The following is a 25531-nucleotide window of genomic DNA, read 5'->3' on the forward strand; positions in this document are numbered from 1 at the left end:
TGCGCTTAAGTCCGGTGGATTGGGTGCACAGGCCACGTGTGCGTGCCGCCGAAGCATTGGCGCAGCAGCGGATTGAGAACGAGTAATTTTTGTCGGCAGGTGAGCTGCAGTACGCCTTCGGAATCTCCCAGGCTGAGATAAATGATGCCGTTGTGGCCAATTGGCTGTTCGTCCTGGTCGCGACGGATGGCACGGAATACTATCCCGCGTTTTACGCCGACGCACGATAGACCAGGCAGCGCTCGAGGCCGTCGCCCAGGAAATGAAAGACCTGCCGCCTGAGTCGCAATACCATTTCTTCGCGAGTCGACGCACGAACCTGCAGGCGACACCGCTCAAGGCGCTCCGAGCCGGCCGTGTTGATTGATAACGTCTTGTGGTTGGCTCGAGGGTTTCGTAATCACGTAGCCTGCTGGCCAAAGCGCCTCAGAATGCACAAAGCCCCGATGTTTTCCACCGGGGCTTTTTATCTGGCAATAACAAAAGTGTGTAAAACGTGGAAAACGTATTCCACCTACTAGACAGCCAAGGACATAATATACAGCCTAAGTCATTGATTTTAATGGTGGGCCTCCCGTGAGTCGAACACGGCACCAACGGATTATGAGTCCGCTGCTCTAACCAAGCATGAGCTAGAGGCCCAAAATCGTTGCGGTGGAGACTAGCCCGCCACCCAGGGACGGCATGCACCGTCCAAAACGAAGTGGCGAGAGGATATTGCGTTTAGTGCATTCCCGTCAAGCCTTAGTTTCCTTCCAGGAAGCTCTTGAGCTTGTCGGAACGCGATGGATGGCGCAGCTTGCGCAAGGCCTTGGCCTCGATCTGGCGTATGCGCTCGCGCGTGACGTCGAACTGCTTGCCCACTTCCTCAAGCGTGTGGTCGGTCGACATCTCGATGCCAAAGCGCATGCGCAGCACCTTCGCCTCGCGCGGCGTCAGGGAGTCGAGCACGTCTTTGACGACGCCGCGCATCGAGGCGTGCAGGGCCGCGTCGGACGGCGCCAGCGTGTTGTTGTCTTCGATGAAGTCGCCCAGATGGGAGTCGTCGTCGTCACCGATCGGCGTTTCCATCGAGATCGGCTCTTTCGCGATCTTCATGATCTTGCGAATTTTATCTTCCGGCATTTCCATCTTGATCGCGAGCGTGGCCGGATCCGGCTCGGCGCCCGTCTCTTGCAGGATCTGGCGCGAGATGCGGTTCATCTTGTTGATCGTCTCGATCATGTGCACCGGGATCCGGATCGTGCGCGCCTGGTCGGCGATCGAACGCGTGATCGCCTGGCGGATCCACCATGTCGCGTAGGTCGAGAACTTGTAGCCGCGGCGGTATTCAAACTTGTCGACCGCCTTCATGAGGCCGATGTTGCCTTCCTGGATCAGGTCGAGGAACTGCAGCCCGCGGTTGGTGTATTTCTTGGCGATCGAAATAACCAGACGCAGGTTGGCCTCGGTCATTTCGCGCTTGGCCTTGCGCGCCTTCATTTCGCCGGCGGCCATCTGGCGGTTGATGTTGCGCAGATCCGGCAGCGGCAGCACCACGCGCGCCTGCAGGTCGATCAGGCGCTGCTGCAGTTCTTTGACGGTCGGAATGTTACGTCCGAGGATGGTGCTGTACGCGTGGCCCGCGTTGACTTCGCCATCGACCCAGTTCAGGTTGGTCTCGTTGCCCGGGAACACCTTGATGAAGTGGGCGCGCGGCATGCCGCACTTGTTCACGGCGACGTCGAGGATCTGCTTCTCGATGTGGCGCACCTCGTCGACCTGGCCGCGCAGCGTGTCGCACAGCTTTTCGACGACCTTCGCGGTGAAGCGGATGCCGAGCAATTCGTTGGAGATCGCCTCTTGCGCCTTGACGTAGGCTTTCGAGTTGTAGCCGTCTTTTTCGAACGCCTTGCGCATGCGGTCGAACTGGAGCGAGATGGTGTCGAATTTCTCGAGCGCCTGGCGCTTGAGCGCTTCGAGCTGCTCGGCCGAGAACCCGGCGGCGCCCGAGACGTTTTCTTCCTCTTCCTCGACTTCTTCCTCGTCGCCCTCCTCCTCCTCTTCGTCGTCCTCGGCGGCGGCGGCGGGCGCTGCGACCGGCTCGGCCGTGTCTTCGGGGTCGACCAGGCCGTCGACGATCTCGTCGATCTTGGTCTCGTCGTTCTGGATGCGCATCGCCGCCGAGATGATTTCGGCGATCGTCACGGGGCAGGCAGAAATGGCCTGGATCATGTCTTTGAGGCCGTCCTCGATGCGCTTGGCGATTTCGATCTCGCCCTCGCGCGTGAGCAGTTCGACCGAACCCATTTCGCGCATGTACATGCGGACCGGGTCGGTGGTGCGGCCGAAGTCGGAGTCGACCGTCGACAGCGCGGCCTCGGCGGCGGCCTCGGCCTCGTCGTCGCTGGTGACCGTGGCGACGTTGTCGGACAGCAGCAGGGTCTCGGCATCGGGAGCGTGCTCGTAGACCGCGATCCCCATGTCGTTGAAAGTGCCGATGATGCCTTCGATCGCTTCGGGATCGACGATGTTTTCGGGCAGGTGGTCGTTGATTTCGGCGTAGGTCAGGAAACCGCGCTCCTTGCCCAGCTTGATCAGGGTCTTGAGCTTCTGGCGGCGCCGCTCGAGCTCTTCTTCGCTGGCCTCGGTGTCGGACGAGAACGCGTCTTTGAGCAGGGCCTTTTCTTTGGCCTTGCGGTCTTTGGCCTTGGCCTTGTCGACGGCCTTGAGCTCGGCGCGTTCGACGGCGTTGAGCGCGGCCACTTCGTCGTTCTCGGGCTGGAATTCTTTTGGTTTGCGGCCGCGCCGGCCCGGAACCTTGACCGACGGCAGCACGTAGCCCGACGTGTCGATCGCGGCCAGTGTGGCCGCGTCGGTCGTCTGGCTCACGACGTTGGTCGTGCTGCGGGTTTCAGCCTTGGTTTCAGCCTTGGTTTCAGCCTTGGTTTCAGCCCTGTCTTGCGGATTGTCCACCTTGGCGGACATCGCGGTTGGCTTCACAGCCGCTGGGGATTCGGGTTTCTTGATTGGCACAGGCGCTTTCGATGTCTCAACGACTTGCTTTACGGTGGATAAGCTTAAAGTTTGTTGCCGGGCTTCTTCGGCCCCTACGTCTCCTGACCCGCCTTTTGGGACCGGTCTGGCAATACTGCACTTTTTACACCTTCACATCACCTTGCTAAAACAACATACGGTCAGCGCGTACCAATTGCGTTGTTTGCCGTTGCAGCGCGGCGTCGCTGCGCGGGCCACATTTTTGGCAAAAATTGTACTGCAAAATGACCGCGGTTGGGGGCGAGAACCTCGCGTGGTTGGGAGCGACCGAATGTTCGCTGCCTGCGGCGCACATCGTGCGACGCCTCAACCAAAGCTGGCCCTGGCCGCCGACGCGAGCTTCTTGCGCCGATCAAGAGCCTAACTCACTAGACGAAATAGTAACGTCCGCAATAAAGAATTATTTCAAAGAAAACAACACTTATCGTTTTATTATAGCACGCACAAAAACTTTTTCCAGTCGTCCGGGACGCCCCCGCGGCCCCTGTTTTTCCACTCTTTTTACATGCTGGTCCACGCTGCTTTTACCCTAGCGCTGCGGCGCCGCGTCGGCCGCCTCGCGCCGCAATTGGTCCTGCAAGGCGGTGATTTCGCGGAAGCGCACTCCTATCTGATCTGAGGTCAGTCCGGAGGAAAACAACTGGTTAAGTTCCTGCTTTAATGCATCGAGTTTGATCTCGCGCACAGCTCCCGACAGCCACAACTTACCCGCCTCGGGGTCGGACTCCGGTTCCGATGCGATTTCGGCAATCAGGGCGTCGTATTCGGGGCTCACACTCTTCAGATGCTGTGACAACGCGGCGAAGCTGCCGTTCGGTCCCAAGGCCTGGCCGTCGCCGACCAGTTGCGCGAGCCGCTCGGCCGACTCGGGGCCGAAGGAGTTGAACGCCTCGAGCGCGGCGGCGTCGAGGCCGAAGCACAGCGGCGGGTGCGCGACGAGCATGCGCAAAATCTGCAGTTCGAGCCCGATCGGCTGCGGCCGGCCCTGGCGCGGCGGCGCCCTGCGCACCACCGAGACCGGCTTGGCCAGCTCGAACAGGCCCTCGATTTCGGCCGGGGTCGATTCAGTCAGGCCGGCCAGGCCGCGCACGATCTGCAGCCGCAGCGACGACGGCAGCATCGACTGCAGCAGCGGCTTGGCATCGAACTGGGCGCGCGCGCGCCCCTCGGGCTCGGAAAGGTCGTGCTCGGCGGTCACCTCGCGCAGCAGAAACTGCGACAGCGGCATGGCCTCGTGGATCTCGAGCTCGAAGGCCTCGAAGCCGCGCTCGCGCACGAAGCTGTCGGGGTCGTGCTCGGTAGGCAGGAACAGGAATTTGACGGTTTTATTGTCGGTGATGAGCGGCAGGCAGGCTTCGAGCGCGCGCCGGGCGGCGCGGCGGCCGGCCTTGTCGCCGTCGAAACTGAAGACCACGGTGTCGGTTTGGCGCAACAATTTTTGCACGTGGGTCGCGGTGCACGCCGTGCCCAATGTGGCGACCGCCTGCGGGAAGCCCAGTTGCGCCAATGCGACAACATCCATATAGCCTTCGGTCACGAGCACGTAGCCGGCGTCGCGGATCGCCTGGCGCGCCTCAAACAGGCCGTACAGCTCGAAGCCCTTCTGGAACAAGGGGGTCTCGGGCGAGTTCAGGTATTTGGGTTCGCCGCTGTCGAGCACGCGCCCGCCGAAACCGATCACCTGCCCTTTGGTGTTGCGGATCGGGAACATGATGCGTTCGCGGAAGCGGTCGTAGCGTTTTTTGTTGCCGCCGTCCTCGTCGACCTTGTCGATGACCAGGCCCGACTCGACCAGCGCGAGCGCCTCGTAGTCGGGGAACACCGAGCGCAGGTTGTCCCAGCCGGCCGGCGCGTAGCCCATGCCGAAGCGGGCCGCGACCTCGCCGGTCAGGCCGCGGTTTTTGAGGTAGGCGATCGCGTTGGCGGCGCCGCGCAACTGGCCGCGGTAGAAGTCGCAGGCCAGCGTCATGGCCTCGGTCAGGGCCAGCGACTGGGCCGCGTGGGCCGCGCGCTGGGCCGGCGGAATCTTGTCGTCGGCGTCGGGCACGACCATGCCGACGTTTTGCGCGAGGTCCTTGACGGCGTCGATGAAGCCCATGCCCGAGTATTCGATCAGGAAGCCGATCGAGGTGCCGTGCGCGCCGCAGCCGAAGCAGTGGTAGAACTGCTTGGTCGGGCTGACCGTGAAGCTCGGGGATTTTTCGTTGTGGAACGGGCACAGGCCCATGAAATTGGCCCCGCCCTTTTTGAGCTGGACGTATTTGCCGACCACGTCGACGATGTCAACGCGGTTGAGCAGATCGGTGATGAAGGATTGTGGAATCACGATGAATGAACAGTCTTTGTCTCAAGTCAGACTATACCGCCGCGCAGGGCCGCAGGTTGATCTGCGACAATGCGCGGCATTTAGGCGCCGGCCAGCGCCTTCTTGATCAGCGCGGACACCGCGCCCATGTCGGCCAGTCCGAATACCTTCGGCTTGACGATCGCGACGACCTTGCCCATGTCTTGCGGACCGGTCGCGCCCGATTCGGCGATGGCCCCGGCCACGATGGCGGCGATCTCGGTGTCGGACAGGCCCGCGGGCATGTAGGCGTCAAGCACGACGAGTTCGGCTTTTTCGATGTCGGCCAGGTCGGCGCGGCTGCCCGCCTCGAACTGGCTGATCGAATCCTTGCGCTGCTTGATCATCCTGACGATGATCTCGAGCGTCTGCTTGTCGTCGAGCACGATTTGATCGTCGACTTCCTGGCGCTTGATCTCGGCCAGGATCAGGCGGATCGTGCCCAGCTTGCCGGCCTCGCGCGCGCGCATGGCGTTTTTCATGTCTTCGGTGATTTGTTCTTTTAAGCTCATGGGAAACTCGCTTTCGATGGGTATAAATGGCAAAACCCGCTGCGGTAAACCGGAGCGGGTCTGCGACTCAGTCTGAATAAATGCATCCAGAACGAATCAAAACGCAATCCGGACAGGCAGCTGCCGTGACCGGATCAGTCTTGACTGGACAGTCTTAGAATAATTTCTTAGGCAATTGCTGGCTGCGGATGCGCTTGTAGTGGCGCTTTACAGCAGCTGCCAGCTTGCGCTTGCGCTCAGCCGTTGGCTTTTCGTAAAACTCGCGTGCGCGCAGTTCGGTCAGCAGACCAGTTTTTTCGATAGTGCGCTTGAAGCGACGCATTGCGACTTCGAACGGCTCGTTTTCTTTAAGGCGAATAGTGGTCATGTAAAAATCAAACCGTTAGATTAGGGGAAGAACGAGATAGTAGCATCGTTTGCGGCCGATGGGAAGACTTTTCCCGGACTTGTTCCCTCCCGGACACGCCAAAACAGGGATCCAAAGGGCAAGCTCCCCCTATGGCCGCGCCGTTTTCGGACGTCGTTTTCTTGCCGTCCTATTTATTCTCTTGCTGCGCGCCCGCGGCCAGCGCGAGCCCGGCCGCCATCGCCGATGCCCATGCCCATTGGAAATTATATCCGCCGAGCCAGCCCGTCACGTCGACCGCCTCGCCGATGAAATACAGGTCCGGCACCTTGCTCACCATCATCGTCTGCTGCGACAGCTCGCGCGTGTCGATGCCGCCCAGCGTCACCTCGGCCTTGCGGTAGCCCTCCGAGCCGGTCGGCACGATCGACCAGCGGTTGACCGCCGCGCCGATCATGCGAAGGCTGGCGTCGGTCATGTCGGCGAGGCGCTGGTCGGGCGAGAAACCGTTGGCTTGCAGCAAACCCTCGGCCAGGCGCGTCGGCAGCCACTGCGACAGCACGTTGCCGACCTGTTTTTTGAGCGTGCCCTTGCCCTCGATCAGCGCCTCGGCCACGTCCATCTCGGGCAGCAGGTTGAGCACGATCGGGGTGCCCGGCTGCCAGTAGCTCGAAATTTGCAAAATGGCAGGACCCGACAGGCCACGGTGGGTGAACAGCAAGTCTTCGCGGAAAACGCCGCGCTTGCTGCCCTTGCCCTTGTTCGACCCCGTCTCGACGTCGACCTCGAGCGCGATGCCGGCCAGCGGCACGAACGGCGCCCAGCTCGGGCCGTCGAAGGTCAGCGGCACCAGCCCCGGGCGCGGCGCCACCATCCGGATCCCGAACTCGTCGGCGATCTTGTAGGCGAAGTCGGTCGCGCCGATCTTGGGGATCGACAAGCCACCGGTGGCGATGACCAGGCTGTCGGCGAGGATGTCGCCGGTGTCGGTGGCGAGCAGGAAGCCGTCGTCCATCCGCTCGACCGACTCGACCTTGGTCGGCATGCGCCAGGTGACGTCGCCGCTGGCGCACTCGGCCTTGAGCATCTGGATGATCTGCTCGGCCGAGTCGTTGCAGAACAACTGGCCGCGATGTTTCTCATGATGCAAGATGCGGTGCTTTTTGACGAGCGCGATGAAGTCCTGCGGGGTGTAGCGCGACAAGGCGCTCTTACAGAAGTGCGGGTTGTCCGACAAAAAATTGTTGGGCCCGACGTTCAGGTTGGTGAAATTGCAGCGGCCGCCGCCGGAAATGCGGATCTTTTCGGCAAGCTTGTCGCCGTGATCGATCAACACCACGCGTTTGCCGCCCTGCCCGGCCGCGGCCGCGCACATCATGCCGGCCGCGCCGGCCCCGATCACTGCTACATCATATTGTTTTGCCATGGCTGTGCCGATTTCCGCGAATCACTAAAAGACGTGATTGTAAACCGCGCGGACCCGGCCCGGCCGGCCAGCTTGAAACTAGGCCGCCGCGCCGCGAATCAGGCCACCGCGCTGCGCGCCAGCCCCTGCACCGCGTCGGCGCAGCGCACCACGTCGCCGACCACGATGATGCTCGGGCTGCCGATGCGCGACAGGGCCAGGTCGTCGGGCAGGTTGCGCAAGGTCGTCAGCAGATGCTGCTGCGCCGCGCCCGTGGCCGACTGCACCACCGCCACCGGCATGTCCGCCGCCATGCCGCCTGCCAGCAGGCCGGCCTGGATCTGGCGGCAGCGCGCCACCCCCATGTAGATGACCAGCGTGAGCCCGGTCTGCGCGAGCAGGGCCCAGTCCGGGCTGCGCGCGTTGCCGGCCTCGTCCTTGCGGTCGTGCCCGGTCACGAACACCGCGCCCGAACTCCAGTCGCGGTGGGTCAGCGGCACGCCGATCGCCGCCGGCGCGGCCAGACCGCTGCTGATGCCGTTGATGACGACCACCTCGATGCCGGCCGCCATCAGGTGGGCGCGCTCCTCACCACCGCGCCCGAAGATGAACGGGTCGCCGCCCTTGAGCCGCACCACGCACCTGCCGGCCGTGGCCTCGGACACCATCAGGCGCTCGATGAAGGCTTGCGGGGTCGACTGGCAGCCGCCGCGCTTGCCGACGTGGACGATGCGCGCGTCCGCCCGCGCATGGGACAGGATTTCGGGATTGACGAGGTCGTCGACGAGCAGCACCTCGGCCGCGGCGATCGCCTTGACCGCCTTCAGGGTCAGCAACTCCGGATCGCCGGGACCGGCGCCGACCAGATAAACCTTAGCTTTGCACTCCATGATGACCACCCGCGTTTGCCTGTAATGACTTCGATACAAGCAAACACTGTGCCACTTGCTCGGCGATCGGGGCCGGGACCGGCACCTCGCCGCGCAGCGCCTGCGCGATCCAGGCGGCGGTCACGGCCGCATCACGGGCGGGCGGCATCTGCGCCAATTCGTCCGTCGGCGCGTCTTTTTGCACCAACAAGGTGCGCTCACCACCGTGGAACCAGTCGATCTGGTTGGCGCGGTTGGCGTTGGCGACGGTCTCGCCCTCGGTGCCGCGCATCAGGAAGGCGTCGCCGCGGGCGGCGGTGGCGGCCGTCATGAAGTATTCGCCGAGCATCTCTAGGTATTCGGGGTGGGTGTACGACACCAGCCGCAGCGCCGGCCCCGCGAACGGCTGCATGATCTTGACCAGCGTGTGGGTCGAGTTGCGCACGTTGAGGATGCCGCGCAGCGCCAGCAGGCGCGCCATCTTGGGCGCGAGCACCTCGACCGGGATAAAGCCCGGCTCGCCGCGCGCGAACGCGGCCCGCACCGCCGCCGGCGAGGCCGCCGGCGCCAGCCCCATGGCCTCGAAGATGCGCGCCGTGGTCACCCGGCCAGGGTCGTCGGTGACGCCGTGGACCAGCACCGGCACGCCCTCGCGCGCGAGCAGCAGCGCGAGCAGGGGGGTCAGGTTGGCAAGCTTGCGCGCGCCGTTGTAACTGGGGATGAGCACCGGTGCGTATTCACCGGCGGGCGCGGGCAACGGCGCGAACGAGGCCTCGCCGGCATCGAGGAAGCCGGCGATCTCGTCGACCGACTCGCCCTTGATGCGCAGCGCCAGCACGATGGCGCCCAGTTCGAGGTCCGACACGCGGCCATCGAGCATGGCCGCGTACAGTTCGCGCGCGTCGGCGCGCGACATGCTGCGCGCCCCTTTTTTGCCGCGCCCGATCTCTTTGATCAGATGCCCGGCCTTGAATGGTGCGTTGAATGGTTCGTCGATTGAGTTCATGGGCAGCAGTGTATACCGCCGCCCGATCCGCCGCAGGGGCACCTGAAATAAATTTTTACAAATCTGAATCCGGCGCACGCATGAGCCCGTATAACCCCCTGTATTTCCCACTGTGCACAGACGTGTACAACCCATTTCAGGAGAGAGACTATGAAACAGATGAAACTGCGGGCCACCATCGGCGCCGTTCTTGCAGGCAACCTGCTCGCTTGCGTGTTCGCGCCGGCGGCCATGGCCTCGAGCCACCGCGAGGCGCCCTTCATCACGGGCGCGCCAAAGGTCGACGCCACCGACTTCTACATGTTCCGTAGCTACCAGACGGGCCGCAGCGAATTCACGACGCTGATCGCCAACTACATCCCGCTGCAAGACGCGTACGGCGGCCCGAACTACTTCGCGATGGACCCGAACGCGCTGTACGAAATCCACATCGACAACAACGGCGACGCCAAGGAGGACGTCACGTTCCAGTTCCGCTTCGCCAGCACCAACAAGGACTTCCAGTTCACCGTGGGCGGCAAGCAGGTCTCGAGCCCGCTCGTGATCAACGGCGGTGCCATCACCGAGCCCAACGCGGCCGGCAGCACCGTGCGCGAAACCTTCACCGTCAACGTGGTCCGGGGCGACCGCCGCACCGGAACGCGCGGATCGGTGACCAACGCGACCGGCGGCTCGGCCACCTTCGACAAGCCGGTCGACAACATCGGCAACAAGGCGATCCCCAATTACGAGGCGTATGCCGCCAAGCACGTCTTCAGCGCCATGATCCCCGGCTGCTCGGTCCCGGCCCGCATCTTCGTCGGCCAGCGCAAGGACCCGTTCGCCGTGAACCTGGGCGAAACGTTTGACCTCATCAACATCAAGGCGCCGGCCGTCGAATTCGACGCCAACGCCGAAAAGGGCGCCCGCGACGACCTCGCGCGCAAGAACGTGACCTCGATCGAGATGGAGGTGGCGACCTCCTGCCTGCTGCACGCGAGCGCGGCCGACCCGGTCATCGGCGGCTGGACCACGGCCAGCATGCGCCAGGGCCGTCTGCTCAACCCGGTGCCAAAAACGACCACCGACGCCGCGAAAGAAGGCGGCGCCTGGACCCAGGTGTCGCGTCTGGGCATGCCACTGGTCAACGAAGTCGTCATCGGCCTCAAGGACAAGAACAAGTTCAACAGCAGCAAGCCGTCCGGCGACGCCCAGTTCGCCGACTACGTGACCAACCCGACCCTGCCGGCGCTGGTCGAGTTGCTCTACAGCGGTGCCGGCGTCAAGGCGCCGACCAACTTCCCGCGCGGCGATTTGGTGGCGACCTTCCTGACCGGCATCACCGGCGTGAACAAGCCCAAGACCGTCACGGCCGCCGAGATGCTGCGCCTGAACACATCGATCGCACCGACCGCCGTCGGTTCGCAGATGCGCCTCGGCGTGGTCGCCGGCGACAACGCGGGCTTCCCGAACGGCCGCCGCCCCGGCGACGACGTGGTCGACATCGCCCTGCGCGTGGTCATGGGCAAGCTGTGCACGATCAACATCGGCTGCGTCCCGGCCGACGCACCGTCGGGCGCGATCCGCTTCACCGACGGCGCCTTCCTCGACGAGACCTCGTTCACCGCCGGCTTCCCGTACCTGAAGTCGCCGATCCCGGGTTCGCCGCAGATGTGATGGCCAACCCACAAACGAACAGGAGAGCACCATGAAAAAACTAAGTCTGATCCTCGTCGTCCTGCTGCTGGCCGGCTGCGGCAGCGGCGGCAACGAGACCTACACCCAGACCGCGCCGCCGCCACCAGCGCCGCCGCCGTCGACGCTCGACACGTTCTACGCCTATGTGCGCGCGCTGATCGCTACCTCGCCGGACGATGCGGAGCCGATCGCCATCGAGGCGGTCGTCGCCACGATGCCGGAGGATACCGAACCCGTGCCAGAACCGATCTGATGTTGTAGCCGTTGTATTAACCGGCCGGGAGCGCATCCCCGGCCGGCGTTGTATCAAAAATGCCAAAAACAAAAAACAAAAAAATTAAACACTCACGCACCGAGAAAACCATGTCCACTCCAATTTACAGCCTTGCCTGCGCGCTGCTGCTGGCCGCGGCCGCGCCGGCCCTGCAGGCCGCGCCCTATCTGCCGGCGAGCGGCGGCGAAGTGCTCGAACAACTGCCGCGCCGCGCCGATCCGGCCCAGCGGGAACTGCGCCGCATGCGCGCCGAACTGGCGGCCGAACCGCGCAATCTGGCGCTGGCCACGCGCACCGCGCAAAGCTACATCAGCACCGCCCGCGACGAGGCCGACCCGCGCTACTACGGCTACGCGCAAGCGGCGCTGGCGCCGTGGTGGGGCCAGGCGGCGCCGCCGCACGAGGTGCGCCTGCTGCGCGCGACCCTGATGCAGAGCACCCACCATTTCCCCGAGGCGCTGGCCGACCTCGACGCGATCGTCAAGGTCGACCCCGGGAACGCCCAAGCCTGGCTCACGCGCGCCACCGTCATGACCGTGCGCGGCGACTACACCGGCGCCACCGCCAGTTGCGCGCGCCTGTCGCAGCTGACGCTCGAACTGGTCACGATCACCTGCATATCGAGCGTGACCACCATGACCGGGCGCTCGGCCAAGAGCGAGGCGCTGCTCGCGTCCACGCTGGCGCGCAACGGCGAGGCCGGCGCCGAGATGCAGTCGTGGACCCTGACCCTGCTCGGCGAAATGGCCGAGCGGCGCGGCGACGCCGCCCTGGCCGAGGCCCGCTACAAGCGCGCGCTGGCCATGAGCCCGCGCGACAGCTACCTGATCGGCGCCTACGCCGACTTCCTGCTCGAGCGCAAGCGCCCCAGGGAAGCGCTCGCGCTGGTCAAGGACCGGGGCCGCGTCGACACGTTGCTGCTGCGCCAGGCGCTGGCGCTGCGCCAGATCGGCGGCGGCGCGGGCGGCGGATCCGGCGAGGAGTTGCGCGCCGCCAGCGCCGAACTCGGCGCCCGTTTCGAAGCCGCCGCGCGGCGCGGCGACAGCGTGCACCAGCGCGAGCAGGCGCGCTACGAACTGCACGTGCGCGGCGACGGCAAAGCCGGCCTGGCGCTGGCCCGGAAAAACTGGGCCGTGCAAAAGGAGGCGGCCGACATCCGGCTCCTGCTCGAGGCGGCCCTGATGGCGCGCGACAAGGCCGCCGCCGCGCCGGCGCTGGCGTGGATCGGGCAGCACGGCTACGAGGACGTGGCGGCGGCGCGCCTAGCGCGCCAGATTGCGGCGCTGTCATGATGCGCGCGTGGCCACGGGCGCTGCTGCTGGCGGCGCTGTTCTGGGTGCACGCGCTGGCGCACGCGCACAAGCCGAGCGACAGCTACCTGACGCTCGATGTCGAGGGCGCGCAGGTGAGCGGCCAGTGGGACATCGCCCTGCGCGACCTCGACTTCGCGCTCAACCTGGACGACAACGGCGACGGCGAGCTGACCTGGGACGAGGTGCGCAGCGAGCACAAGGCGATCGCCGGCTACGCGCTGGCGCGGCTCGAACTGACCGCCGGCGGGCGCTCCTGCCCGCTGGTCGCCGGCGAGCAGCTGGTCGACAAGCACACCGACGGCGCCTACACGGTGCTGCGCTTGACCGCCGACTGCGGCCGGCCCGTCGGCGTGCTCAATGTAAGCTACCGGCTGTTCGCCGAGCTCGACCCGCAGCACAAGGGCCTGCTCAAGATAAACCACGGCGGCCAGCTATCGACCGCCATTTTCAGCCCCGACCAGCCGCGCCAGGCGATGTCGCTGGCCACGCCCAACCGGCTGCAACAGTTCGCCGACTACGTCTGGCACGGGGTCTGGCACATCTGGATCGGCTTCGACCATATTTTGTTCCTGCTGTCGCTGCTGCTGCCGGCGGTGCTGGTGCGTTCGGCCGCCAACGAGGCGACCACCCTCAGGTCGGCCCTGTTCGACGTGTTCAAGGTCGTCACCGCGTTCACGCTGGCGCACTCGATCACGCTCACGCTGGCCGGCTTGCAAGTGGTCAGTTTGCCGTCGAGGCTGGTGGAGGCGTCGATCGCCGCCTCGGTCGTGCTGGCGGCGCTCAACAACATCCATCCGATGTTCGGCGGGCGGCGCCCGCTGGTGGCCTTCGTGTTCGGCCTGATCCACGGCTTCGGCTTCGCCGGGGTGCTGGCCGGCCTCGGCCTGCCGCAGTCGTCGCTGGTGCTGTGCCTGTTCGGCTTCAATTTCGGGGTCGAACTGGGGCAGTTGGCGATCGTGGCCGTGTTCGTGCCGCTCGCCTACCTGCTGCGCGCCACCTGGTTCTACCGCCAGCTGATGACGACCGGTTCGGCCGTGATCGCGGCGATCGCAGCGGTCTGGCTGGCCGAGCGCGTGTTCGACTTCAAGGTCCTGCCGATGTGACGATTTGGTGCGCGGTTAGGTTGCGGTTAGTTGCAAAAGAGTAAGTGCGTGGTTTTGGGGTGGCAGTGCGCAATGGCGCGCCGCCACCCTTTTTTTCGGGTCTTTGCCGGCAACTTGCGCCAAATAACGCTAAACTCGTGGACTCCCGCCGCACATACCCATAGAGAAGCACCAGACCCATGATCACGCCAGACATCGAAAACAGCAACGTCACCTCGTTCGCCGCAATGCCCACACCCGAAGAGCTGCACGCCAAACTCCCCCTCACCGAGAACGCCTGCGACACCGTCATGAAGGGGCGCGAGGCGCTGCGCAACATCATCGACCGCAGCGACAAGCGCCTGTTCGTGGTGGTGGGCCCGTGCTCGATCCACGATCCGGTCGCCGGGCTCGACTACGCCCACCGCCTCAAAAAGCTGCAGGCCGAGGTGGCCGAGACGATGCTGCTCGTGATGCGCGTGTATTTTGAGAAACCGCGCACGACCACCGGCTGGAAGGGCTACATCAACGATCCGGACATGGACGACTCGTTCCACGTCAACGACGGCATGGAGAAGGCGCGCCGCTTTTTGCTCGACGTGTGCGAGCTCGGCCTGCCGACCGCGACCGAGGCGCTCGACCCGATCTCGCCGCAATACCTCGGCGACCTGATCGCCTGGACCGCGATCGGCGCGCGCACCACGGAATCGCAGACGCACCGCGAGATGTCGTCCGGTTTGTCGACCCCGGTCGGGTTCAAGAACGGCACCGACGGCGACATCAGCATCGCGATCAACGCGATTTTGTCGTCGGCGCATCCGCATTCGTTTTTGGGCATCAACGGGCAGGGCACGGTCTCGATCGTGCGCACGCGCGGCAACGCCTACGGGCACGTGGTGCTGCGCGGCGGCGACGGGCGTCCGAACTACGATTCGGTGTCGATCGCGATCGCCGAGCAGGCGCTGACCAAGGCCGGCCTGCCGGCCAACCTCGTGGTCGACTGCTCGCACGCGAACAGCTACAAGAAGCCCGAGCTGCAGCCGCTGGTGATGTCGGACGTGGTGCAGCAGATCCGCCACGGCAACAAGTCGCTGGTGGGCGTGATGATCGAATCAAACATCGTCGCCGGCAACCAGAAGATCCCGGCCGACCTGTCGCAGCTCAAGTACGGCTGCTCGGTGACGGACGCGTGCATCGACTGGGAGACCACGGAGAAGATGCTGCGCATGGCGCACGAGCAGTTGCGCGACCGGCCTTAAGCGTCACCGCCATCCCTATCGTCATCCCCGCCCCCCACCGTCATCCCCGCCCCCCACCGTCATCCCCGCGAAAGCGGGGACCCATGCTGAGCGTGCACCTACGCGAAGTCAGTACGTTCAGGCCCGCGGCCTGAATTTGCGGCAGCCGCATATCTGCTTACTCAGCATGGATTCCCGCCTCCGCGGGAACGACGGGACAAGCCGCATATTTGCCTACTCAGCATGGATTCCCGCCTCCGCGGCAACGACGGGGGCGGTCCGGACGCCACCGCCCGAAGCTACGCCGCCTTCGCCTCCGCCTTCATCGAAGCAAACACAATCTGCTTCAACTCGGGCACGCACGAGCCGCAATTGGTCCCGCACTTGAGCTTGCCCTGCAACGCGGCCAGCTTCTCCCCGGACGCCATCCCCGGCATCGCGGCGAGCTCCTCGCCGATCTCGTTTTGCGACACGTTGAGGCAGCTGCAGACAATCCGTCCGCGCGCCTTGAACCCCTGCGGCGCGCTGCTCGACGGCGACAACAGCAACCTCCCCAACCCCGCCACCGAAGCCTCGCCCTCGAGCATCTGCTTGAGCCAGTGCTCGGCCGTGATATCCCCGGCCAGCGCGACCGCCGCCAGCTTGCCATCTTCGACCAGAATATGGCGCGAATTGCCGCGCCGCGTGTCGTCGTAACGCAGCACATTGGCGCCGTCGATCCCGAACAGCAGCTCGATCTCGCGCACCAGCGCCGGATCGGCCGCGTAATCGTCGGCCGCGCGGAACAGCACGCCGGTGCGATCGCGCCCGAAAAGGGTGCAGGTGGCGAAAGCGAAGCGCGCCATCAGGGGGCGCAGCAGCGACTGCAGGCGCAGCGCCGCCGCCTCGTCGGCCCAGCCGAACACCAGCAGCCGCGCGGGCAGCTCGGCCTTGAGTATCTTGACCGCCGCGTGTTTCAGCTCCGGCTGTTTTGAGCTCGGATCGAACGCCGGCATGGTCAACACGTTGACGCCATGCGAGGCGCCGCGCCCGGATAGGTACTCCTGCCCCCAGTGCATCGCGATGAAGGCCTGCCCCGCGCGCATGTCCTCGCCCGCCTGCGCCGCCAAAATCTGCGAGCCGCGCCGGCTCGTCACGTGCACCAACTCGCCGTCGCGCAGCATGCGCCGGTCCATGTCGGCGCGCGCCATCACCACCGACGGCTCGGCCGCGTGCGCGAACGCCTGCGCCACCGTGCCGCTGCGGCTCATGCCGTGCCACTGGTCGCGCAGGCGTCCGGTGGTCAGGTGCAGCGGAAAGCGCGCGTCGACCGGCTCGGCCACCGGCAGGTAAGGCGTGACCACGAATCTGGCGCGCCCGTTCGCGGTCGGAAAAACACCGTCCTCGTACAAGCGCTTCCTGCCCACCGCCGCCCCCTCGGGAAACGGCCACTGCTGCGGCCCCCGCTCGTCGAGAATCTTGAATGACAGTCCGGTGATGTCGAGATCGCGCCCGCGCGTCGATTCGCGGTGCTCGTTCCAGATTTGCTCGGTCCCGGCGTAGGTGAACGGCGCGGCCGGCTTGCCCAGCAGCGGCGCCAGCCTGGCCGCGAAATTGGTCGCGATCTCCCAGTCGTGACGGGTCAGCCCCGGCTTGGGCAGCACCGGGTGCAATCGCGTGATGCGGCGCTCGGAATTGGTGACCGTGCCCTCCTTCTCGGCCCAGGTGGTGGCCGGCAGCAGCACGTCGGCGTAGGGCACGGTCGCGGTGCTGGTGTACGCCTCCTGCACGATCACCAGTTCGGCCTTCTCGAGCGCCATGCGGATCAGCTTTTGGTCCGGCATCGACTGCGCCGGATTGGTGCAGGCGATCCAGATGATCTTGATCTCGCCGCTGGCGAGCGCGTCGAACATCTCGACCGCGGTCTTGCCCGGCTTGGCCGGCACCGACTCGACACCCCACAGCGCGGCCACTTCGGCACGGTGCGCGGGATTGGCGAGGTCGCGGTGGGCCGAAAGCAGGTTGGCCATGCCGCCCACCTCGCGCCCGCCCATCGCGTTCGGCTGGCCCGTCAGCGAAAACGGGCCCGCGCCCGGTTTTCCGATCTGGCCCGTGGCAAGGTGCAGGTTGATCAGCGCCGCGTTCTTGGCCGTGCCGTGGGTCGACTGGTTGAGTCCCTGGCAATACAGCGACAGGCTCGCCTTCGACTGCCCGAACCAGCGCGCCGCCATGACCAAATCGGCCTCGGCGATGCCGCACACCTCGGCCACAAAGCGCGGCGTGTAGTCGCGCACCAGGTCCTTGAGTTCGTTAAAACCGTCGGTGTGCCCGGCGATGAACGCGCCGTCGGTCAAGCCCTCCCACAAGGCCAGGTGCAGCATGCCGTTGAACAGCGCGACGTCGGTGCCCGGCAAAATCGGCAGGAACAGGTCGGCGTCGCGCGCGGTGTCGGTGCGGCGCGGGTCGGCCACGACCACCTTGAGCGCGGGGTTGCGCTTGCGCGCGTCCTCGAGCCGGCGGTACAGGATCGGATGCGCGAACGCCGTGTTCGAGCCGACGATGAAGATCACCTCGGCCTCGTCGATGTCCTCGTAGCAGTTCGGGGGCGCGTCCGCGCCAAGCGTCTGCTTGTAGCCGGCCACCGCGCTCGACATGCACAGCCGCGAATTGGTGTCGACGTTGTTGGTGCCTATCAGGCCCTTGGCCAGCTTGTTGAAGACGTAGTAATCCTCGGTCAGCAACTGCCCCGATATGTAGAACGCGACGCTGTCGGGGCCATGCTCGGCGATGGTGGCCGCGATGCGTTGCGCCACGAAGTCGAGCGTGTCGTCCCACGACGCCTCGGCGCGCGGCCCGCCGCGCGCGCGGCGCAATTCGGGCACCAGCGCGCGCACCTGCTGGCGCAGCAGCGGGCTGGCCGACGTGTGCAGCGCGCTGCCCTTGCTGCACAGGCGTCCGAAATTGGCCGGGTGATCGGGGTCGCCCCGTACCGCGAGCACCTGCGCGCCGTCGGTGGTGGCGATCACGCCGCATCCCACCCCGCAGTAGCAGCAAGTAGTCTTGACGTCGCGCGGCACGGTCAGGTTCATGCGGCCTCGATGTGGGTGGCGACCTGGAACGAGCCGGCCAGCGCCGCCTCGGCCCTGCTGGCCGGCGCGCTCAGTTCATCGAGGTCGAGCGAGACATTGCCATCCTCGACCCTGACCTTGAAGCTCTTGGCGCAGCCGACGTCGGGCGCGGTGGCGCAGCCGCTGGCCAGCTCGATGTTCCAGTTGTGCAGCGGGCAGGCGACCTTCTCGCCGAACACGATCCCCTGCGACAGCGGGCCGCCCTTGTGCGGGCAGCGGTCGAGCAGCGCAAACACCTTGTCTTCGGCGTTGCGGAACACCGCCACGTTGGGCAACTCCTGCCACGCCAGGCCGCGCTTGACTACGCGCGCGCCGAGCACCGGGATGTCCGTGACCTTGCAAATTACTTTCCATTGTTCCGACATGTTCCTGCTCCTTGTTAAGCGGTCAGTGGATCGAACTGACGCGTGTCGACCATCGCTTCCACCGGCTGGTGCCACGGATCGGGCTCGCCCTCGAGCGCAAACTGCAGGCGCGCGTAGAGCGCCTTGCGATTCTCCGCGTCCTCGACCACGTGCTTCTTCACGTGCTCGAGACCGACGCGGGCGATGTAGTGCACGGTGCGCTCGAGGTACCAGCCCTCGGAGCGGTACAGCTCCAGGAACGCGCCGCTGTATTCCATGACCTCCTCGTGCGTCTTGAGCTTGCAGAGGAACTGCGCGACCTCGGTCTTGATGCCGCCGTTGCCACCCACGTAGATCTCCCAGCCCGAATCGACGCCGATCACGCCGACGTCCTTGATGCCCGACTCGGCGCAATTGCGCGGGCAGCCCGAGACCGCGATCTTGACCTTGTGCGGCGCGTACATCAGGCACAGCTCGCGCTCGAGCTGCTGGCCCATCAGGGTCGAGTCCTGGGTGCCGAAACGGCACCACTCGCTGCCGACGCAAGTCTTGACGGTGCGCAGGCCCTTGGCGTAGGCCAGCCCGCTCGGCATGCCGAGGTCCTGCCAGACGTTGCGCAGGTCCTCCTTCTTCACGCCAAGCAGGTCGATGCGCTGGCCGCCGGTGACCTTCACGCTTGGAATGGCGTACTTGTCGACCACGTCGGCGATGCGGCGCAGGTCCTTGGCCGTGGTCTGGCCGCCCCACATGCGCGGGATCACCGAGAAGGTGCCGTCCTTCTGGATGTTGGCGTGCGCGCGCTCGTTGATGAAGCGCGACTGCGGATCGTCCTTGGCCTCGTGCGGCCAGGTAGAGATCAGGTAGTAGTTGAGCGCCGGGCGGCACGAGGCGCAGCCGTTGGGGGTGCGCCAGGCCAGGAACTCCATGGCCGAGGCGATGGTCACCAGCTTCTCGGCGCGGATCGCGTCGCGCGCCTCCTGGTGCGTGTGGTCGGTGCAGCCGCACATCGGCTTGGCCTTGGTCGAGAGCGAAAAATCGCCGCCGGCGGTGAACATCAGAATCTGTTCGACCAGCCCGGTGCACGAGCCGCACGAGGCCGAGGCCTTGGTGTGCTTGCGCACGTCCTCGATCGTGAACAGGCCCTGCTCCTTGATCGCCTTGACGATGGTGCCCTTGCACACGCCGTTGCAGCCGCACACCTCGGCGGTGTCGGGCATGGCGGCGGCCATGGTGAAGCCCTCGTGGCCGACGTCGCCCGGACGCATCGTGTTCGACTCGCCGAACATGAGCGAGTCGCGGATCTCGGCGATGCTTTTGGCCTCGCGCAGCAGCTTGAAGTACCAACTGCCGTCGACCGTGTCGCCGTACAGGCAGGCGCCGATCAGTTTGTCGTCCTTGATCACGAGGCGCTTGTAGACGCCGCCGATCGGGTCCGACAGCAAAATCTCCTCGGTGCCCTCGCCGCCCATGAATTCGCCGGCCGAGAACAGATCGATGCCGGTCACTTTGAGCTTGGTCGAGGTGACCGAACCCTTGTACTGGCCGATGCCGAAGTTTGCCAGGTGGTTGGCGCACACCTTGGCCATCTCGAACAGGGGCGCGACCAGGCCGTACACGGTGCCGCGGTGGTTGACGCACTCGCCGACCGAATAGATGCGCGGATCGAACGTCTGCATGGTGTCGCTGACGACGATGCCGCGGTTGCAGTGCAGGCCGCACGACTCGGCCAGCTCGGTGTTGGGGCGGATCCCGACCGCCATCACCACCAGTTGCGTCGGAATGACCAGGCCGTCGGTGAATTCGAGCGACTGCACCTGGCCGTCGGCATCGCCGATGATCTGTTTGGTGTTTTTCTCGAGCAGGAACTTGAGGCCGCGGTCCTCGAGCGACTTTTGCAGCATCTTGCCGGCGACCGGATCGAGCTGGCGCTCCATCAGCCAGCCCGGCAGGTGCACCACGGTGACGACCATGCCGCGCAGTTTGAGGCCGTTGGCCGCCTCGAGTCCGAGCAGGCCGCCGCCGATGACGACCGCGTGCGTGTGCTTTTGCGACGCCTCGATCATGGTGTTGGTGTCGTAGATGTCGCGGTAGGCGATCACCCCTTTCAGATCCTTGCCCGGCACCGGCAGCATGAACGGGTTCGAACCCGTCGCCAGCAGCAGGCGGTCGTATTCGGCCGTGGTGCCGTCGTCGGCGATGACGACGCGCTTGACGCGGTCGATCTTGACGATCTTTTTACCCAGGTGCAGGGTGATGTCGTTTTCCTCGTACCAGTCGACATCGTTGAGCATGATGTCCTTGACCGTCTGCTCGCCCGCCAGCACCGGCGAGAGCAGGATGCGGTTGTAATTGGCGTAGGGCTCGGCGCCAAACACCGTTATCTCATACAGGTCGGGCGCAATCTTGCGCAGTTCTTCGAGTGTGCGCACACCCGCCATCCCATTCCCAACCATCACCAGCTTTAACTTCTTCATGACCGTCTCCATCAAAAGGCTCCCTCCCCTATAAGCAAAAGCGATGCCAGCCGATTTCGCGGCTTGGGGGCGGCTTGGGGGCGCCTTCGCACCGCCGCGGTGCGAAAGGCGCGCCCACTATTGGTGCGAAAGTCCCGCCCGCTATTGGTGCACGCGCGGCCGCGCCACGGGAAGCGCGCGGTGGCATGGCACTTGCATTGACAGCCCCAACCACCACCAATCATAGCGAGACACCCAATGGCAAAAACCTCATTCTGGAAAGCCGGACACACGCCGACCCTGTTCGCGTCCTTCTTCTACTTCGACCTCAGTTTCATGGTGTGGGTGATCCTCGGCCCGCTGGCCGTGCAGATCTCGGCATCGCTCGGCCTGTCTCCCGCGCAGAAGGGCCTGATGGTGGCGACCCCGCTGCTGGCCGGCGCGCTGCTGCGCATCGTGATGGGCGTGCTGGTCGACCATCTGAAACCGAAAAAGGCCGGCACCATCGGCCAGGTGATCGTCATGCTCGGATTGCTGTGGGCCTGGCAAACCACGCTCGACAGCTTCGCCAGCCTGATCGCGCTCGGCGTGCTGCTCGGCGTGGCCGGCGCCGCCTTCGCGGTGGCGCTGCCGCTGGCCTCGCGCTGGTATCCGCCCGAGCACCAGGGCACCGCGCTGGGCATCGCCGGCGCCGGCAATTCGGGCACCGCGTTCGCGGCCCTGTTCGCGCCGGGACTGGCGATCGCCTTCGGCTGGCAGAACGTGTTCGGCCTGTGCCTGATTCCGCTCGGGGTCGCGCTGATCGTGTACCTGACCATGGCCAAGGACGCGCCGACGGCGCCGCCGCCCAAGTCGCTGCCCGAATATCTGCGCGTGCTCAAAGACAAGGACGCCTGGTGGTTCATGTTCTTCTACAGCGTCACCTTCGGCGGCTTCGCGGGACTGGCCTCGTCGCTGACGATCTACTTCAACGGCGAGTACGGCCTGTCGCCGGTAACCGCCGGCTACCTCACGGCCGCCTGCGTGTTCGCCGGCTCGGTGGTGCGCCCGCTCGGCGGCCTGCTGGCCGACCGCATCGGCGGCATCAAGACCTTGTCGATGATGTACGCGGTGGCCGCCGCGGCGCTGCTGGTGGCAAGCATGGGCATGAAGTCCCCAACCGCGGCGGTGACCGTGTTCGTGGTCGCGATGCTCGCGCTGGGCACCGGCAACGGCGCGGTGTTCCAATTGGTGCCGCAGCGCTTCCGCAAGGAGATCGGCGTGATGACGGGGCTGGTGGGCATGGCCGGCGGCATCGGCGGCTTCTACCTCGCCTCGAGCCTGGGCCTGTCGCGCCAGCTCACGGGCAGCTATCAAATGGGGTTGATCGTGTTCGCCGCGCTGGCCATCATCGCGTTGCTGGGCCTGTCGGTGGTCAAGACGCGCTGGCGCACCACCTGGGGCAGCGCCGCGATGACGGCCGCCAAGGTGTGATTACAATGTGGACTATGTAAAAATCGCGAAGTACGATTGCCAAAAAACCTAAATCAACGTCGTCCTCGCGAAGGCGGGGACCCATAGAACGCCACCGTTCTATGGGTCAACGCGGGGGCGCCGAGCCATCCGCGAGGACGATGTAACTATAACGGCTCAACGCATGACCCTGACCATCACCGCCGGCCACGCCACGCGCTGCGGCAAACGCGAACGCAACGAGGACTTCGTCGGGATGGTGACGCCCGACGAACCCGAGCGCAGCGCCAAGGGCGTGCTGGCGGCGGTCGCCGACGGCGTCTCGGGCAACGACGGCGGGCGCGAGGCGTCCGAGTACACGGTGCGCGGCCTGCTGTCCGACTACTACGCCACGCCCGACACCTGGTCCGTCGCGCAGGCGCTCGAGCGCGTGCTCAAGGCCACCAACAGCTGGGTCCAGCAGCAGGGCACGGTGCGCCCCGAATTGTCGGGCATGGCCACCACGCTGACCTGCCTGGTCCTGCGCGGCACCTTCTATTATTTTGCGCACGTGGGCGACACCCGCCTGTACCTGCTGCGCGCCGGCGCGCTCACGCGCCTGACCACCGACCACGTGTGGGACCGGCCCGAGATGCAGCATGTGCTTACGCGCGCCATCGGCCTGGACTCGCAACTGACGATCGACCACGGCATGGGCCCGCTGCACGCGGGCGACGTGTTTTTGCTCGCCAGCGACGGCGTCTGGGCCGCCACCACCGAGTACGAGCTCGCCTTCCAGCTCGGCCGCCTGGCGCTGGGCGAATGCGACAACGACGCCTGCGCCGACGCGCTGCTCGACGCCGCGCTCGAGGGCGGCAGCGGCGACAACCTCAGCGCGCTCGTCATGCGGGTCGATGGCCTGCCGCAGCAGGACCTGCGCGACAGCCTCTCGAGCATGCGGCAGCTGCCGCTGCCGCCGCCGCTGCGCCCGGGCCAGCTGTTCGAGGGCCTGCGGGTCGAGCGGATGCTGCACGCGTCGGCCGGCACGGTGCTCTACAAGGTGGCCGAGACGGCCGAAGGCGGGCGCACGCTGGTGCTCAAGACGCTGCAAAGCGCGCGCGCCGGCGACGCGCTCGAGCTGGCCGCGTTCGCGCACGAGGAGTGGCTGGCGCGGCGCGCGGTGGCGCGCTTTTTCCCGCAGGTGATCACGCCCGCGCAAAAAAACCACCTGTACTATCTGACCACTTGGCACGACGGCGCCACGCTCGCGCAGCGGCTCGAGGGCGGCCAGCACTTCACCGTGCCCGAGGTGATCGCGCTCGGCGAGCAACTGGTGCGCGCGGTCGGCGCGCTGCACCGGCGCAGCATCATCCACCGCGACATCAAGCCCGACAACGTCCACCTCGGGGCCGACGGCCAACTGCGCCTGCTCGACCTGGGCGTGGCGCAATCGGGCATCGACGCCGGCAGCGCCGCGCCGCAAGCGGGCACCCCCTCGTTCCTCGCGCCCGAGCAGTTCGACAACGCCCCCGCCTGCGCCGCCACCGACCTGTACGCGGTCGGCGTCACGCTGTACTTCGCGCTCACGCGCCACTACCCGTACGGCGAGGTCGAGCCGTTCCAGCGCCCGCGCTTCGGCGAGCCGATCGGCGCCAGCCGCTACCGCCCCGACCTGCCGCTGTGGCTCTGGCACGTGCTGCAAAAGGCGCTCGCGCGCGAGGCGGTCGAGCGCTTCGAGACGGCCGAGGAGTTCCTGCTCGCGCTCGAACGCGGCGCCGCGCGCCCGCTGCCGGCGCGCGCCGCCCCGCCGCTGGCCACGCGCAACCCGGCCGGCATGTGGCGCGCGATCGCGCTGCTCGCGATCGCCGGCAACCTGGTCCTGCTGTACCTGCTCGGGCGGTGAGGCCGCGGCCGCTGCGCTACAATGGCGCCTTGTCCCCACCACCGTCTGTGCCCCATGATTGTCCTCGGCGTCGAATCCTCCTGCGATGAAACCGGCCTTGCGTTGTACGACACGCAACGCGGCCTGCTGTCCCACGCGCTCCACTCGCAGGTGGCCATGCACGAGGAGTACGGCGGCGTGGTGCCCGAACTGGCCTCGCGCGACCACATCCGGCGCGCCATCCCGCTGCTCGAGCAAACCCTGGCCGGGGCCGGCGTGGCGCTGTCCGAGATCGACGCCATCGCCTACACCCAGGGGCCCGGGCTGGCCGGCGCGCTGCTGGTCGGCTCCTCGATCGCCTGCAGCCTGGGGCTGGCGATCGACCGTCCCGTGCTGGGCGTGCACCACCTCGAGGGCCATCTGCTGTCGCCGCTGCTGGCGAGCGAGCCGCCGCAGTTCCCGTTCATCGCGCTGCTGGTCTCGGGCGGACACACGCAACTGATGCGGGTCGACGGCGTGGGCCAGTACACACTCATGGGCGAGACGCTCGACGACGCCGCCGGCGAGGCCTTCGACAAGTCGGCCAAACTGCTCGGCCTCGGTTATCCGGGCGGACCGGCGATCTCGCGGCTGGCCGAATTCGGCGACCCGGCGGCGTACAAGCTGCCGCGCCCGATGCTCCATTCGAAGGACTTCAATTTCAGTTTCTCGGGCCTCAAAACGGCGGTGCTCACCGTTGTGAAAAAGCACGAACAGAAACTCGCCGCCAACATCTGCGAGCAGGACAAAGCCGACATCGCGCGCGGCTTCGTCGACGCCATCGTCGACGTGCTCACGGCCAAATGCGTCAGCGCGCTCAAGCACAGCGGCCTCAAGCGGCTGGTGATCGCGGGCGGCGTCGGCGCCAACACGCAATTGCGCGCCTCGCTCAACGCGGCCGCCAAAGCCAAAAAATTCCGCGTCTACTACCCCGAACTCGAGTTCTGCACCGACAACGGCGCCATGATCGCGTTCGCCGGCGCCATGCGCCTGCAGATCAACCCGCACGCCGCGCAACGCGACTACGCCTTCAATGTGCGCCCGCGCTGGCCGCTCGACGAAATCAAGGTTGTCTGAGCGTCGGGTTTATTGAACGCGTGTTGAACGCGCGTTGAACGCGTGTTGAACACGCGCTGAACTCACCGGCCCGAAATTGATCCTACCGTGTGACCG

General features: G+C 65.8%; 18 protein-coding genes and 1 tRNA gene. 8 read left to right on the plus strand and 11 right to left on the minus strand.

What is annotated here, in order from left to right:
• Positions 1 to 563 precede the first annotated feature (563 nt).
• From C7C56_RS00355 to ybiB, 8 genes are all read right to left on the minus strand, one after another.
• Positions 564 to 642: transfer RNA gene (locus tag C7C56_RS00355), tRNA-Ile, on the minus strand.
• Positions 643 to 744: 102 nt separating this feature from the next.
• Positions 745 to 2967: an RNA polymerase sigma factor RpoD gene (gene rpoD, locus C7C56_RS00360; protein ID WP_229457784.1), complete on the minus strand. Its 2223-nt coding sequence runs from the start codon at positions 2965 to 2967 to the stop codon at positions 745 to 747.
• Between the two features lie 598 nt (positions 2968 to 3565).
• Positions 3566 to 5362, minus strand: coding sequence for a DNA primase (gene dnaG / locus C7C56_RS00365; protein WP_106755527.1), 1797 nt, complete (start codon positions 5360 to 5362; stop codon positions 3566 to 3568).
• Positions 5363 to 5442: 80 nt separating this feature from the next.
• Positions 5443 to 5892, minus strand: coding sequence for a GatB/YqeY domain-containing protein (locus C7C56_RS00370; protein WP_106755528.1), 450 nt, complete (start codon positions 5890 to 5892; stop codon positions 5443 to 5445).
• Between the two features lie 154 nt (positions 5893 to 6046).
• The gene (gene rpsU, locus C7C56_RS00375) at positions 6047 to 6259 is read right to left on the minus strand and encodes a 30S ribosomal protein S21 (protein ID WP_008451879.1); all 213 of its coding nucleotides are present in this window, start codon (positions 6257 to 6259) and stop codon (positions 6047 to 6049) included.
• Positions 6260 to 6428: 169 nt separating this feature from the next.
• Complete coding sequence (locus C7C56_RS00380) at positions 6429 to 7664, minus strand: BaiN/RdsA family NAD(P)/FAD-dependent oxidoreductase (RefSeq protein ID WP_106755529.1); 1236 nt, start codon at positions 7662 to 7664, stop codon at positions 6429 to 6431.
• A gap of 98 nt (positions 7665 to 7762) precedes the next feature.
• Positions 7763 to 8533 (minus strand): uroporphyrinogen-III C-methyltransferase, encoded by a 771-nt coding sequence (cobA, locus tag C7C56_RS00385; RefSeq protein WP_106755530.1) that lies wholly within the window; start codon positions 8531 to 8533, stop codon positions 7763 to 7765.
• Positions 8517 to 9518, minus strand: coding sequence for a DNA-binding protein YbiB (gene ybiB / locus C7C56_RS00390; RefSeq protein ID WP_106755531.1), 1002 nt, complete (start codon positions 9516 to 9518; stop codon positions 8517 to 8519). Before ybiB ends, cobA begins: the two co-directional genes overlap by 17 nt.
• 150 nt (positions 9519 to 9668) lie before the next feature.
• Here ybiB and C7C56_RS00395 point away from each other — a divergent pair, with 150 nt between their 5' ends.
• From C7C56_RS00395 to C7C56_RS00415, 5 genes are all read left to right on the plus strand, one after another.
• A complete protein-coding gene (locus C7C56_RS00395; protein WP_106755532.1) occupies positions 9669 to 11174 on the plus strand; it encodes a DUF4331 domain-containing protein in 1506 nt (501 codons plus the stop codon).
• A gap of 31 nt (positions 11175 to 11205) precedes the next feature.
• On the plus strand, positions 11206 to 11448 hold the full coding sequence (locus C7C56_RS00400; protein ID WP_106755533.1) for a hypothetical protein: 243 nt from the start codon (positions 11206 to 11208) through the stop codon (positions 11446 to 11448).
• Positions 11449 to 11558: 110 nt separating this feature from the next.
• Positions 11559 to 12761 (plus strand): tetratricopeptide repeat protein, encoded by a 1203-nt coding sequence (locus C7C56_RS00405; protein WP_106755534.1) that lies wholly within the window; start codon positions 11559 to 11561, stop codon positions 12759 to 12761.
• A complete protein-coding gene (locus C7C56_RS00410; protein ID WP_181372955.1) occupies positions 12758 to 13885 on the plus strand; it encodes a HupE/UreJ family protein in 1128 nt (375 codons plus the stop codon). Before C7C56_RS00405 ends, C7C56_RS00410 begins: the two co-directional genes overlap by 4 nt.
• Before the next feature lie 179 nt (positions 13886 to 14064).
• The gene (locus C7C56_RS00415) at positions 14065 to 15123 is read left to right on the plus strand and encodes a 3-deoxy-7-phosphoheptulonate synthase (RefSeq protein WP_106755535.1); all 1059 of its coding nucleotides are present in this window, start codon (positions 14065 to 14067) and stop codon (positions 15121 to 15123) included.
• A 278-nt stretch (positions 15124 to 15401) separates the two neighbouring features.
• On the opposite strand, the gene C7C56_RS00420 is transcribed toward C7C56_RS00415, so the two are convergent.
• From C7C56_RS00420 to nirB, 3 genes are read right to left on the minus strand one after another with little or no spacing between them, the layout of a single operon-like run.
• Positions 15402 to 18170, minus strand: coding sequence for a nitrate reductase (locus tag C7C56_RS00420; protein WP_106755536.1), 2769 nt, complete (start codon positions 18168 to 18170; stop codon positions 15402 to 15404).
• Positions 18167 to 18574 (minus strand): nitrite reductase small subunit NirD, encoded by a 408-nt coding sequence (gene nirD, locus C7C56_RS00425; RefSeq protein WP_106755537.1) that lies wholly within the window; start codon positions 18572 to 18574, stop codon positions 18167 to 18169. Before nirD ends, C7C56_RS00420 begins: the two co-directional genes overlap by 4 nt.
• A gap of 14 nt (positions 18575 to 18588) precedes the next feature.
• Complete coding sequence (gene nirB / locus C7C56_RS00430) at positions 18589 to 21027, minus strand: nitrite reductase large subunit NirB (protein WP_106755572.1); 2439 nt, start codon at positions 21025 to 21027, stop codon at positions 18589 to 18591.
• A gap of 237 nt (positions 21028 to 21264) precedes the next feature.
• Here nirB and C7C56_RS00435 point away from each other — a divergent pair, with 237 nt between their 5' ends.
• From C7C56_RS00435 to tsaD, 3 genes are all read left to right on the plus strand, one after another.
• Positions 21265 to 22479 carry a nitrate/nitrite transporter gene (locus tag C7C56_RS00435; RefSeq protein ID WP_106755538.1) on the plus strand — a complete coding sequence of 405 codons (1215 nt, stop codon included), beginning with the start codon at positions 21265 to 21267 and terminating at the stop codon, positions 22477 to 22479.
• Between the two features lie 163 nt (positions 22480 to 22642).
• Positions 22643 to 24340 (plus strand): bifunctional protein-serine/threonine kinase/phosphatase, encoded by a 1698-nt coding sequence (locus C7C56_RS00440; RefSeq protein WP_106755539.1) that lies wholly within the window; start codon positions 22643 to 22645, stop codon positions 24338 to 24340.
• A gap of 54 nt (positions 24341 to 24394) precedes the next feature.
• Positions 24395 to 25435 (plus strand): tRNA (adenosine(37)-N6)-threonylcarbamoyltransferase complex transferase subunit TsaD, encoded by a 1041-nt coding sequence (gene tsaD / locus C7C56_RS00445; protein WP_106755540.1) that lies wholly within the window; start codon positions 24395 to 24397, stop codon positions 25433 to 25435.
• Positions 25436 to 25531 lie beyond the last annotated feature (96 nt).

The sequence above is a fragment of the Massilia glaciei genome (assembly GCF_003011895.2).
GTDB lineage: Bacteria > Pseudomonadota > Gammaproteobacteria > Burkholderiales > Burkholderiaceae_D > Telluria_A > Telluria_A glaciei.